Below are 13,244 nucleotides of genomic sequence, written 5' to 3'. Positions count from 1 at the left end.
TCTCGATGTAACAGGGCATATCATAGTCGTTTGCCTGCGTGATAAAACAGGATTGATTGGGTGTTATGGGTAAAAGACTTGTCAGTCATTTTGCAAATATGTTATATATAGGCGCAGTAGTAACGGTATTGACCTTTACTAGGTTGGCTTTGGTTAAAATGAATTTTACCAAAGTCAGTTTATAAGTATATTAGTCGTTTAGCCTTTTTATTGATTGTGCTACGCAAACCGAGTTGATGATTCATGGCAGAAGCACAGCTAAGTCTCAATCTGGACATAAAGCATGATGCAAGTCTCAGCGACTTCGCCGGTCCGGGTTGGATGTCTATTATCGATGCAGTACGGCAGCTCCATGTCGGCCTGATAGGTCAGCTGTACCTATTTGGCAGTCCTGCTACTGGCAAATCGCACTTATTATCCGCTATTTGTGAGTCGTTTATTGAGATGGACAAGTCAGCGATTTGTCTGTCGTTAAACGAGTTGATTCATACCGATGTCAATGTATTATCATCGCTAGAAAATTTCTCTTTGATTGCGATCGATGATTTGGAAGTCATTGAACAAAACAGTCAATGGCAAGAAGCTTTATTTCATCTGATCAATCGTAGCCGCGAAGGGCAGCGCCAACTTTTATTTGCCGCTAATAAGCCTGCATCCGAGCTGCCGTTTCAATTGAGAGATTTGCTCACCCGTTTGGCACAAGCGCCCTCATTCAAAGTACCGACAGGACATGATTTTGCAGACCGCGAAGCATTATTACAGTCGATATTGCGCAGACGTGGTTGGCAGTTTGATGAACGTATTACCAATTATCTGCTCACTGAAGGACCGCATCGTATTGGTGCAATGATGGAGGTGCTCAATTACATTCAACCCATGTTCTCCAACTTGGGTCGTAGTAATATATCAAAAGCGGTCATTGCTGACGCGCTGCGTACGATTGATGAGCAGACGCTTGCTGCTGAACTTGCTGATATCGCACAGGAGTCGCAAGTAGACAATGATGCCGCTGATCAAGACCATCATACTCAGCATACGATGCCACTTGATTTTTAGCAGTCAGAACACAAATTTTCTATCCGAAATGCTCTTTACTACTATTGGAAAACTTATGAAATCAAATGCGTCTTTGCTAAAAAAACTGTCTATCAGCGCTGTGTTTATTAGCGCAGCTTCTGTGTCTATGCTGTCTCAAGCGGCAGTTACTTTAGTGGTCGATGATCATATCAAAGTGACGGCAATTAATGGTCAAGAGCTGACACAGAGTCTTCTTCAGCCATTGACCAAGTCATTTACCTTGCAGCCAGGTAAGCATGTGATTACCGCTAAATATGATCGTCTTTATGATCTGCGCCGTGATGAGCATGATTATTTGCGTTCAGGTAACGTCAGTGTGGCCGCTGAATTGGCAGACAATCAGACCTACCGCTTAACCATGCCAAATCAGCCAGAAGACTATGCAGCTGCCAAGAAGTATGCTGAGCGTCCAACGCTTGCGATACAAAGTAATAACATCATCATTGCCAGTCAAGAAAGTGTCGGTGGCAATAGCAATAGCTTATTCTCAGGTCTTGGTAAAGCATTAGGTGGCGTATTCGGTGGTAGCGGTGATGCTGAGCTACAAAACCAACGTGCGATAGCTGCACTCGATCAGCCATCCGTGAGTACTAACAAGTCAGTAACTACAGGTGCTACTGTGACGCAAACGACAAGTGTCAACGCATCTACCAGTTCACTTGATCAGTTTATGCAAATTTGGCTACAAGCCACACCTGCTGAGCGTGAAAAAATGCGTCAATGGATGCAAAAGTAAGCTTTGAGATAAAAAAGTAAAAAGATTGCACATAAAAAAAGCACCTATATTAGGTGCTTTTTTTATATCTTAGATTTTGTGACTATTCAGCTTTTAGCCCAAAAAAGCATTATACATCCATATTAATTTTTCTTGCTCTTGTACATAAGCATCAACAAGATCGGCTGAACCCTGATCTTCTGCTTCTGCTGCTAGAGTCGATACTTGACGTTGTTCTTCAATGAGCTCTTGTAAACCTGTCACAACGCCTTTAACACAAGTAGTGCCGTCTTTAACGTTCTTATCTTCTTGAATGCTGGTATGCTCAGCAAAATCGCTATAAGCATGTAACGGTGTGCCGCCTAGGGTCAAAATACGTTCAGCGATTTCATCGATTTGGATTTGCAGCGCGGTATATAGCTCTTCAAACTTTGGATGTAAAGTGAAGAAATGCTCACCTTTGACGTTCCAATGATAACCACGAACATTGATATAAAACATATGATAGCTAGATAGCAGACCATTTAACTTGCTGATGACTTCGCTCATATCTGCTTTTTCTAGACCGATCTGGTTAGTGTCGTTATTATTGTTACTCATTATATTATCCTTTTCATTGAGTGTAGGGTTCAAACATCAAGTTATTAAACCTTTAAACTTAAGCAATTTATAGCGAGCGATTATTAAACTAAAGCCTAAATAACCGCTTACTACGCGTTACTCAACCTTTGATGCTTGCTATTGTAGCAAGCATGCAAAAATAAGTTAAATTAATCAAATTAAAATTTGTAATATATTTTATAAAACAACTAAATCCTTGGTCTAACAGAAAGCAATAAGCCTATTTAGCAGGTATCTGTAAGCTTTCAGAGTTCAGACCTTTTACTGCGACTACTTCTAATAAATGCTGGCGTACTGTATCGATAGGGAATTTTTGAGCTTGCAAGCGTTTAGGAATAATCTGACTGCCTTGCTGACCTTTCATCTCAAACATCATAAAGATATAGTCGTCGGTCTCATCCCAGCTCTTCACAGCGCTCCAAGGAATCACCGCTTGTTGGGTGCTGCCTGCACGCATCTGCATACCGCGCATCTGATTGCTACTAAACATATCTGACTGATTGACCGGCACTGCCATTACCAGACCATGCTTCTGTACACCTAGTTTCATTTGGCGCATCTCATCAGGCATTTCTTGCTCAGCGACTTGCTTTTCAAACTCTCTTTTCACATACCATTTAAAACCAAGCGTACGAACCAGTAGGTAAATAACAACGGCTGCTAGCATCAGCCAAAAAATAATGGTCGAATAACCGGTCAAAAAAACCAGCCCAGCAACGGCTAAAACTACAGCGACTGCCATGATAATCCATTCTTTAAGCTTGATACTCAACAGACCAAATGACGGGCTGGCACTAGAAAATAGCTCATACTGTGCTTGGTGGAATTCTGCCTCGGTTAGGTTTAAGGCAACAGGTTGCAGCGTGTAGGGGTACAGAGCCATAAAGGTTTCTCAAAGACTTATAGTGAAAACGTTAAATTAAAAGCGCCAAACGTCGACAACAAGGTAATATTTGGCTGGAAATAGAATAAAGATATACGCTTATCTTACCGAAAATCGCCCTTAAATGAAACATATAAGCCACTCTGTTCGCTAATAGACACCATATTTAAGCCATTAGTAAAGGTAAGTCACATTTATAGAGAGCTTGCGACCTTAAGTTATATTATTAGCACGTTAATACGAATAACTATTTCCTATGTAAAGATTAAGAGAATAGAAGTTCAAAACTCAGTCAAGAGATGAGCAAAAAACTGCCAAAACATGGTCAAAACAGCCGCAGCTTGGTATTATAGCGGCTACCACCTAATTTTAAGCAAAATCAGGCTATAGAGCTCAGATTTTCATTATTTTCACACCTTTTATCCACTTTTAGCGCGACAGGCACCTACTATGATAGACCCAAAACTCTTACGCGGCGATTTGACAGATTTACAGCAGCAATTGGCCACCCGTGGTTATACGCTTGATATAGCGTTCTGGCAAAATATTGAGAACGAACGTAAATCGCTACAAGTAAAGACCGAAGAGTTGCAGTCGCGCCGTAATACAGGCGCAAAACAAGTTGGAGCGCTCAAAAAATCTGGCGAAGATGCTAGTGAGTTGCTTGCTGAGATGCAAAGTGTCAGTGGTGAGATTAAGACAGCTGAAGACGAGCTACGTACCTTACAAGAGCGCATTAGCCAAGCGGCAATGCAAATTCCAAATATCCCAGCAGCAGATGTGCCAGTTGGTACATCAGAAGACGATAACGTCGAAGTACGCAAATGGGGCACACCGCGTGAGTTTGATTTTGAGATTAAAGATCATACGCATATTGGTGAGACACTTGGTATGCTCGATTTTGAAGCAGCAACCAAGCTTACAGGAAGTCGCTTTAATGTCTTAAAAGGACAATTAGCGCAGATGCATCGTGCGTTGATTCAATTCATGCTCAATACCCATACGATGAAGTATGGCTATACTGAAACCTATGTACCGTATATTGTTAATTCTGAAAGCTTAAAGGGCACGGGTCAGCTGCCAAAGTTTGAAGATGATTTGTTTAAGCTAGGCAATCATACGAATAATGATGACATGGATTTTTATCTGATTCCAACTGCAGAAGTACCGATGACCAACTTGGTACGTGGTGAGCGCTTGGACATCAAAGAGCTGCCATTAAAGTTCACCGCTCATACGCCGTGTTTCCGTAGTGAAGCCGGCTCGCATGGTCGCGATACCCGTGGTCTGATCCGTCAGCATCAGTTTGAAAAAGTCGAGATGGTTAATATCGCCACAGCTGAGCAGTCAGATGAGTTGCTTGAAGCGATGACTGGACAAGCAGAATTTATTTTACAGCAGCTTAATTTGCCATATCGTACTGTCAAATTGTGCACTGGTGATATGGGTTTTGCCGCGCAAAAAACTTATGATATCGAAGTCTGGTTACCAAGCCAAGATACCTATCGTGAAATCTCAAGCTGCTCAAACTGCGGCGATTTCCAAGCACGCCGTATGGGTACACGTGTTAAGGATGGCAAACAAACCAGTCTTGCACATACTTTAAACGGTTCGGGTTTGGCAGTCGGTCGTACATTATTGGCAGTGATGGAAAATTATCAAAATGCTGATGGTAGTATTACGATTCCAGAAGTATTGCGTCCGTTTATGGGCGGTGCTGACACCATTTTATTATAGTTTTTTGATATGTGGGTTTTTGACATATAGTTATTTGATGAGTGATGCAATTAGTGAGTTGGTATTCAGGCTCGCCGATTGTGTTTTATTGCAGTAAGTATCGGTCAAATTGATAAAACTGATACAAATTATTATTAAATACGAACGGTTCTGTCAGCGCATTTTTGCGCTAGATAGAGTGCAAATATGTTAATATTACCCCTGTATTTACAGATTATTCGTTAAGGGCGCCCATTGCGTCCTTATTTTATGACCCTCTGAGTAAACTCTCCTCTTATCCTCCATACTTCTACCCGAATATTAGGACACTCTATGCCAGCTCCAATTAGCGAACGTAAATTAGCCAATGCCATCCGCGTACTGTCATTCGACGCGGTTCAAAAAGCCAATTCTGGGCACCCGGGTGCACCAATGGGCATGGCTGATATTGCCGAAGTTTTGTGGCGCAAGTTTTTAAAGCATAATCCTGCTGACCCAAGCTGGCACAACCGTGATCGTTTTGTCTTATCAAACGGTCATGGCTCGATGCTGATCTATTCGTTGCTACATTTATCAGGCTATGACGTTAGCGTTGATGACCTAAAAGGTTTCCGTCAATTACATTCGAAAACGCCGGGTCATCCAGAGCTTGGCTATACGCCAGGTGTTGAAACCACCACTGGTCCATTAGGGCAAGGTATTGCCAATGCGGTTGGTTTTGCAATTGCAGAAAAAACGTTGGCAGCGCAATTTAATCGTGATGGTCATAATATTGTCGATCATCATACTTATGCCTTCTTAGGCGATGGTTGTTTGATGGAAGGCATCAGTCATGAAGTCTGCTCATTGGCTGGCACGTTAGAGCTTGGCAAATTGGTATTTTTCTATGATGACAATGGCATCTCAATTGATGGTGATGTCGACGGCTGGTTCACTGATGATACGCAAGCGCGCTTTGAATCTTATGGCTGGCAAGTTATCAAGGTCGATGGTCATGATACCGATGAGATTACGCAAGCGACTGAGCAAGCGATTAAAGAGACGACTAAGCCAAGCTTAATCATTTGCAAAACGACTATTGGCGCTGGTAGCCCAAACAAACAAGGCTTAGCAGCCAGTCATGGTGCGCCACTTGGCGATGATGAAATCGTTTTAACCCGTGATGCATTATCTTGGACGCATGCGCCGTTTGAGCTAGATGATGAAATCTATCAAGCGTGGGATGGTAAAGCGAAAGGCGACGTCTTACAGAAAAACTGGAACGCGAACTTTGACGCTTATAAGAAGGCTTATCCAGAGTTAGCAACTGAGTTACTTCGTCGTTTAGAGGGTGAATTACCAGCTGATTTTGAGCAAAAAGCGCAAGAGTATATCCAGCAAACTCAAGAGCAGGGCGGTGATGTTGCCAGTCGTAAAGCCAGCCAAAATGCCATAAATACCTTACAGCCATTATTACCAGAATTGCTTGGCGGTTCAGCAGATCTTGCAGGCTCAAACCTCACGCTATTTAAAGACGCCAAAGGTATCCAAGACGACGACGCTGGCAACTATATCTATTATGGCGTGCGCGAATTTGGTATGACGGCGATTGCTAACGGCATCGCGTTACATGGTGGCTTTGTTCCTTATGTTGCCACCTTCCTGATGTTCATGGAATACGCACGTAATGCGGTACGTATGGGCGCGCTCATGAAGCAGCGTGTGATCCATGTCTATACCCATGACTCAATCGGTCTGGGTGAAGATGGTCCAACGCATCAGCCAGTTGAGCAATTAACCAGCTTGCGTACCACGCCAAATCTACGTACATGGCGTCCTTGTGATGCGACCGAATCAGCAAGCGCTTGGGTTGAGGCAATTAAATCAGAAAATAATCCATCTGCCTTGATTTTCAGCCGTCAAAGCTTGCCACATCAAGCACGTGATGCTGAGCAAGTTGCTAATATCACCAAAGGTGGTTATGTACTTGCAAAAGAGCAAGGCGAGCTACAAGCGATTATCATCGCAACTGGCTCAGAAGTCGGTCTTGCTATGCAAGCTTACGCGACCTTGAGCGAAAATGGCGTCGGTGTACGTGTGGTCTCTATGCCATGTGCAGAAATCTTCGTCGAGCAAGATACTAGCTATCGTGAAGCGGTATTGCCAGCCAATATCCGTGCCCGCGTCGCTGTAGAAGCGGCACATGTCGATTACTGGTATAAGTTCGTTGGTTTAGACGGTAAAGTGATTGGCATGACGACTTATGGTGAATCAGCGCCTGCTGATGAGCTATACAAAGAGTTTGGTATTACTACTGAAGCCGTGGTTGATGCGGTGAATAGCTTGGTGTAAGTATTTAAAACTGCTCAAACAAAAAAGAGTTGCTAGGATTTCTAGCAACTCTTTTTTTTATGTTCTTTTAAGTCTTTCAGAGCTTAATTAGCAGCAATCAGTTTCCCTGATATCTCAAGTGGGATGATATTGCTAATCACTTTTGGAAAAGCAGTAACCCCGTAGTTGTAACGATCTACCAAGCCCGTCGCGCGAAATTTTAAGGTAGGTCTAGAGGTGATAGGATCATTCTCTACATCTGATAACGTTACTCTCACCGTCAAAGGTTTGGTTTGACCCAACACTGTAAAGTCGCCGGTCACATTGGCTTCCTTAGCATTTATCATGCTGACTTTTTTAGAAACAAAAGTCATCGTCGGATATTGTTTCGTATTCAGCAATTCTTTTCGGCGCAAAAATGAATCTCTCAAGCTACGATCAGTATCGATACTATTGGTAAAAACGGTAAAATTAATGGTCGTGCTTGCAGGTTTATTGACGTCATAATTGATGGCTCCATTGACCTTATTGAACCTGCCGTCAGTCGTGGCTTTACCCAAATACTTGACCTCGAACTCGACATTGGTCTTTGGGACGTCTAGTTTCCATTTTTGCGGAACGGTCGCCGCCAATCCCATGACTGGTAATGATAATAGTAGGCAGCTGCTGAGTGTGATTTTCAGCAAAGAGGTGACAGGTGTGGTCATATGTCTGATCCAAAGAGAAATAGGAGGTATATCAGTAGTTAAAATAATTTAATTTAAGTGGTTCTATAGTAATTAATCCGTGCTCTATTCTTTTTAAAATCAATCGACTATAGTAAGGCGATATCCTACTACAATTAAGCGATTTCAATGTACTATTAAAGTTATAAGCGCTTGAGGCGTGTTAGGTAAATGGTTTAAGACAGACAGCATACTATTTTAATTATAAGTATTTTTATCTTTTTTATTGGAAGACGATTATGTCCCTCATGTCCAGCTTCAAAGGTGTCTTAGGCGAAACAGTCATTAATGTTGCCATGTGGTTAAAGCTAGAAAAAGACCTTTATCACCGTTTAAATAATATCACTTTGCCATTAGCCAATGGTGGTAGTACCCAAATTGACCATGTCATTGTCTCTAAATACGGCATCTTTGTCATCGAAACCAAAAACTATAAAGGCTGGATATTTGGTAATGAGGCGCAAAGACAGTGGACGCAAGTCATTATGGGTCGCAAGTATAAATTCCAAAACCCATTACGTCAGAATTATTTGCATATTAAAACGCTCGCGGATTTATTAGCATTAGATATGAGCTACTTTCATTCGATGATTGCGTTCATCGGTGAATGTGAGCTAAAAACTCGCGATGAGTTACCGGAGCACGTATTGACGAGTGGGATGGTGTCTTATATTAAAAGAAAGCAGGATGAGATACTTACTGAAGACGAGGTCACATCCATCGTTGCTCAGATTGAAAGCAATAGATTTAGTAAGTCGTGGCGCACCAATCAAGCCCATAAAGCGTACTTAAAGGATAGGCATAGCAATCCAAGCAAGTCGTCTAGCAATAACTCGAATGGTAAGTCAGTTGCTACAACTATTGATAAGTCTACATCTGAACCGATAGTAAAAGAAACGGCTAAACGAGCCAGGCTGAAAAGCAGAGAAGTGCATCGATGGTCTGGTCAAACTGAGATTGAATCTAGCGATTTACCAATTGATAGTTTGAGTACTCAGCAGATAAGTTCGCCGCATGATATTACTGATAAGGTTTTTCTCACACCCTTTGAGGTTATAGAGACTGAGCCACAAGTGCATTACCCTGCGACACTTGTGGCGATAGACAATATAGCTAATTTCATCCAAGCACCAACTTGCCCGAGATGTAATAGTGAGATGGTCAAACGCGTTGCAAAAAAAGGCGCACATCTTGGGCAGACCTTTTTTGGTTGTAGCCAATTTCCAAAATGTCGCGGAGTAGTCAATACAAATTGAGCCCAAATGAAACTTGATTTTGGGCTCAATTAATCATCTTAAACTCTGTTAAGCAGGGACTGACTCAGCATGCACGTGATTCGCCTTGATAAGGTCTGCTATTTTTTCAGCAATCATAATCGTCGGTGCATTGGTATTGGCACTGATTAAGGTTGGCATCACTGAAGCATCGATGACCCTTAATCCATTTACGCCACGTACTTTTAATTCTAAATCAACGACTGAATCGCTGTCTGAGCCCATACGGCAAGTGCCCACAGGGTGGTAGATAGTATCTGATTTATTACGGATATAGCCAAGCATACCGTCTTTTTCGATATAGGGGGCAGGGTAGTCCTCAGTGATGTATTCAGCCATTGGCGACTCTTGCATAATGGCGCGCGTACGCTCTGCACCAGCAACCATATACTCTACATCTTTCGGATGCGAGAGATAGTTTGGATCAATTAATACGGCGTCAGAGGGATTGGCAGAATCGAGTCTGACCGTACCACGGCTTTCAGGGCGTAAATAGCAGGTATGACAAGAAACGGCAAAACCCCGTCTAAGATCACGTCCGTGTTCAATCACGCGAGATATCACAAAATGCAGCTGGGTATTTGGCCATTCTTGTGGGTCGTCACCGACACTAAAGAACGCGCCTGCTTCTGCATAATTGGTAGATAACAGACCTGTGCCATCTTTTCGCCATTGCCGAATACTTTTGGTCAAGGTTGAAATAGTTGCTATACCAAGACCGATGACATCGGTAGTATTGACCTCGTAATCAAAGACGACATCTAAATGATCTTGTAAGTTACCGCCAACGTCGGGTGCATCTACCAATACATCGATGCCATGAGACTGCAAATGTTCAGCAGGACCAATGCCTGATAGCATCAGAACTTTGGGTGAGCCAAAAGCACCACCTGATAAGATGACTTCGTGACGTGCCATCACGGTATGGTCGACACCATCCTTTTCATAGACCACACCAGTCGCTTGCTTGCCATCAAAGATGACGCGATTGGCTTGTGCGTGGGTGATAACGGTTAAATTAGGTCGGCTTTGTACTGGATGCAGATAAGCCGCTGCCGCAGAGCAGCGTTGACCTTGTTTTTCCCCATGAAAATGCGTGACTTGATATAATCCTGCACCGTCTTGTTTTTTGCCGTTAAAGTCATCATTTTGATCTAAACCATTGGCAATAGCAGCTTCTACAAAGGCTTTTGAGATATCTCGTGGACTTAGTAAATCACTGACATGCAGTGGTCCACTATCACCATGCAGCTCGTCCGCGCCGTGGATATTGTTTTCTGATTTGATAAAGTAAGGCAGTACATCATCAAAACCCCAGCCTGTGCAACCTTGCTCAACCCAGCGTTCATAATCAAGCGCACTGCCACGCGTATAAATCATGGCATTGATAGCGGAGGAGCCACCCAAACATTGACCGCGCGGTTGAAAGCCGCGTCGGTTATTGAGATGTGTTTGCGGAGTAGTGTGAAAGCACCAATTGTTTAATTTTAGTGGCTTGCCCGGCACCATCAAAATCAGTCCAGCAGGTACGCGAACTGCCAAGTCTTTGCCCTCACCACCATATTCTAACAAGCAGACACTGATGTCTGGGTTTTCTGTTAATCGGCTGGCAAGCACACAGCCAGCTGAACCGCCACCAACGATGACGTAATCAAAGTTTCCATCAAGTTCCATTTTATATTCCCTGTAGCATCCATGCTCATTAAAACGTATTTATTGAAATAGCTTACGCTTTAGAGTATCTATTATTTTGCTGCAATAATGAAGTAAAAATGACTACAAGGTATAAGGTTGTTATAAATTTTCATATATATCAATTATTTAGGTAATAAAAAGGGTAGCGTAGTAAGTCTGATATCTTATTGTCTGTTATTAAATGTTAGACCGCACAGACTTCTGAACGCACAATGAATCGCTTGCCTTCGGGTATCTCAAGTGAAAAACTGGCACCACGTCCATTGACAACATCGATGGTCAGATCGGTATGCTGCCACAATTTGTATTGAGGTTTGCCCATGTAAAACAGACAGCCGCTGAGCTCACCGACCAGCACATCTTGTCCGCCTACTTTAAATTCGCCCAATGGATAACACATAGGTGAGCTGCCATCGCAGCAGCCTCCTGATAGATGAAACATCAATTCGCCATGCTTGGATTTTAATAGTTCGATTAGCTCTTTACACGATTCTGTCGCCGTGACGTTCATAATAATTTCCTTATCATTTATGGATAGCTCATGCTTTACTAAAGCGAAAATGCAATCTACCTTACGATAGATTGCATTTATTTATCTAAAATCAGTACATGTTTTTAGATTAAAAGAAGCCCATCGCTTTAGGACTGTATGATACCAGCATATTTTTGGTCTGCTGATAATGATCGAGCATCATTAAATGGTTTTCGCGGCCGATACCAGATTGTTTGTAACCGCCAAACGCTGAATGCGCAGGATAGAGATGATAGCAATTCGTCCAAACGCGACCGGCTTTAATACCACGACCGAAACGATAAGCGCGAGTACCATTACGTGTCCAGACGCCAGCACCAAGACCATATAAAGTATCATTGGCGAGCGCCATCGCTTCTTCGTCGTCTTTAAAGGTGGTAACAGCTAGCACAGGACCAAAGATTTCTTCTTGGAATACACGCATATCATTGGTGCCTTCAAAGATGGTTGGCTGCACATAATAACCGTTTGCCATGTCACCATCATGTTTAGCAAGCTCACCACCGACAAGGACTTTTGCCCCTTCTTTTTTACCGATATCAAGATAAGATAGGATTTTCTCTAACTGATCTGAGCTGGCTTGTGCGCCAATCATGGTGTCGGTATCGAGCGGGTTGCCCATTTTGATAGCTTTTACGCGGGCGATACAGCGTTTCATAAATTCATCATAGATGCTTTCGTGTACGAGCGCGCGTGATGGGCAAGTACAAACTTCGCCTTGGTTTAGCGCAAACATTACCAAACCTTCGACGGCTTTGTCTAAGAAATCATCGTCTTCATCCATGATATCGGCAAAGAAGATATTCGGACTTTTTCCACCCAGCTCTAGAGTCACCGGAATGATATTTTCACTGGCATATTGCATAATTAAGCGACCAGTGGTGGTCTCACCGGTAAAGGACACTTTATCGATACGGGGATTAGAAGCAATTGGTTTACCAGCTTCAACACCGAAGCCGTTAATGACGTTAAGAACACCTTTAGGAAGAATGTCCGCTGCGCCTATTAAATCAAGCATATACAAAACAGAAGCAGGAGTTTGCTCGGCAGGCTTAAGAACGACACAGTTACCCGCTGCAAGAGCAGGAGCAATTTTCCAGATCGCCATTAGAATAGGGAAGTTCCAAGGAATGATTTGACCGACGACGCCAAGTGGCTCATGAAAATGATAGGCGACCGTATCTTCATCAATTTGGCTAATGCCGCCTTCTTGCGCGCGAATCACACCAGCGAAGTAACGCAAATGGTCAATGGCGATTGGAATATCTGCGGCTAGAGTTTCACGTACTGGTTTACCGTTTTCATAGCTTTCGGCGATAGCGATAGCCTCTAAATTGGCTTCGATACCGTCGGCAAGTTTAAGTAACATATTAGAGCGTTCAGTGACACTGGTTTTGCCCCAAGCATCTTTGGCAGCATGAGCCGCATCTAGCGCTGCTTCGACATCTGCTTCTTTTGAGCGTGCGATCTGGCAGAAGATTTTACCGTCGATTGGACTTGAGTTGTCAAAGTACTCGCCATCGATTGGCGCGACCCACTCACCATTGATAAAGTTATCATATTTTTCGCGGAATTGGACGAGACTGTTTTCAGTATTGGGATAAGCGTATAACATGAACGATTCCTTGTTGTGTATTATGGTTGTTTTAACATAAATACTTGGTCATCCCGACCAAGCTATGACTCTATCGTACTG

11 protein-coding genes are annotated in these 13,244 nt (G+C 43.0%); 5 read left to right on the top strand and 6 right to left on the bottom strand.

Features of this window, described 5'->3' with window-relative positions; translation table 11 throughout:
- Window positions 1-243 precede the first annotated feature (243 nt).
- Window positions 244-1,056 carry a DnaA regulatory inactivator Hda gene (gene hda / locus M0221_RS09325; RefSeq protein ID WP_011514174.1) on the top strand — a complete coding sequence of 271 codons (813 nt, stop codon included), beginning with the start codon at window positions 244-246 and terminating at the stop codon, window positions 1,054-1,056.
- Window positions 1,057-1,111: 55 nt separating this feature from the next.
- Complete coding sequence (locus M0221_RS09320) at window positions 1,112-1,813, top strand: DUF2057 family protein (RefSeq protein WP_483283653.1); 702 nt, start codon at window positions 1,112-1,114, stop codon at window positions 1,811-1,813.
- Window positions 1,814-1,906: 93 nt separating this feature from the next.
- Here the strand turns inward: M0221_RS09320 and M0221_RS09315 are convergent, their stop codons facing one another.
- Entirely contained in the window at window positions 1,907-2,392 is a 486-nt protein-coding gene (locus M0221_RS09315) for a Dps family protein (RefSeq protein WP_020444039.1), read from the bottom strand.
- A 241-nt stretch (window positions 2,393-2,633) separates the two neighbouring features.
- The gene (locus M0221_RS09310; RefSeq protein WP_483283652.1) at window positions 2,634-3,296 is read right to left on the bottom strand and encodes a YcxB family protein; all 663 of its coding nucleotides are present in this window, start codon (window positions 3,294-3,296) and stop codon (window positions 2,634-2,636) included.
- 450 nt (window positions 3,297-3,746) lie between these two features.
- Between M0221_RS09310 and serS the strand changes: the two genes are divergently transcribed.
- Both serS and tkt read left to right on the top strand, forming a co-directional pair.
- Window positions 3,747-5,033 carry a serine--tRNA ligase gene (gene serS / locus M0221_RS09305; protein WP_483283651.1) on the top strand — a complete coding sequence of 429 codons (1,287 nt, stop codon included), beginning with the start codon at window positions 3,747-3,749 and terminating at the stop codon, window positions 5,031-5,033.
- Window positions 5,034-5,345: 312 nt separating this feature from the next.
- Entirely contained in the window at window positions 5,346-7,343 is a 1,998-nt protein-coding gene (gene tkt, locus M0221_RS09300) for a transketolase (RefSeq protein ID WP_483283650.1), read from the top strand.
- A gap of 83 nt (window positions 7,344-7,426) precedes the next feature.
- Here tkt and M0221_RS09295 read toward each other — a convergent pair whose 3' ends face one another.
- Window positions 7,427-8,029, bottom strand: a complete 603-nt coding sequence (locus M0221_RS09295; protein WP_263241736.1) for a YceI family protein — start codon at window positions 8,027-8,029, stop codon at window positions 7,427-7,429.
- Window positions 8,030-8,286: 257 nt separating this feature from the next.
- Here M0221_RS09295 and M0221_RS09290 point away from each other — a divergent pair, with 257 nt between their 5' ends.
- Window positions 8,287-9,303, top strand: coding sequence for an NERD domain-containing protein (locus tag M0221_RS09290; protein WP_483283649.1), 1,017 nt, complete (start codon window positions 8,287-8,289; stop codon window positions 9,301-9,303).
- 48 nt (window positions 9,304-9,351) lie between these two features.
- Here M0221_RS09290 and M0221_RS09285 read toward each other — a convergent pair whose 3' ends face one another.
- From M0221_RS09285 to exaC, 3 genes are all read right to left on the bottom strand, one after another.
- Window positions 9,352-10,995, bottom strand: coding sequence for a GMC family oxidoreductase (locus M0221_RS09285; protein ID WP_483283648.1), 1,644 nt, complete (start codon window positions 10,993-10,995; stop codon window positions 9,352-9,354).
- 205 nt (window positions 10,996-11,200) lie between these two features.
- Window positions 11,201-11,527, bottom strand: a complete 327-nt coding sequence (locus tag M0221_RS09280) for a DUF779 domain-containing protein (RefSeq protein ID WP_483283647.1) — start codon at window positions 11,525-11,527, stop codon at window positions 11,201-11,203.
- Window positions 11,528-11,636: 109 nt separating this feature from the next.
- Window positions 11,637-13,163 carry an acetaldehyde dehydrogenase ExaC gene (gene exaC, locus M0221_RS09275; protein ID WP_483283646.1) on the bottom strand — a complete coding sequence of 509 codons (1,527 nt, stop codon included), beginning with the start codon at window positions 13,161-13,163 and terminating at the stop codon, window positions 11,637-11,639.
- Window positions 13,164-13,244 lie beyond the last annotated feature (81 nt).

This window comes from Psychrobacter sp. ANT206, from assembly GCF_056880555.1.
Note: the sequence above shows the minus strand (reverse complement) of the source record. Positions and strands in the feature narration are given on the sequence as shown.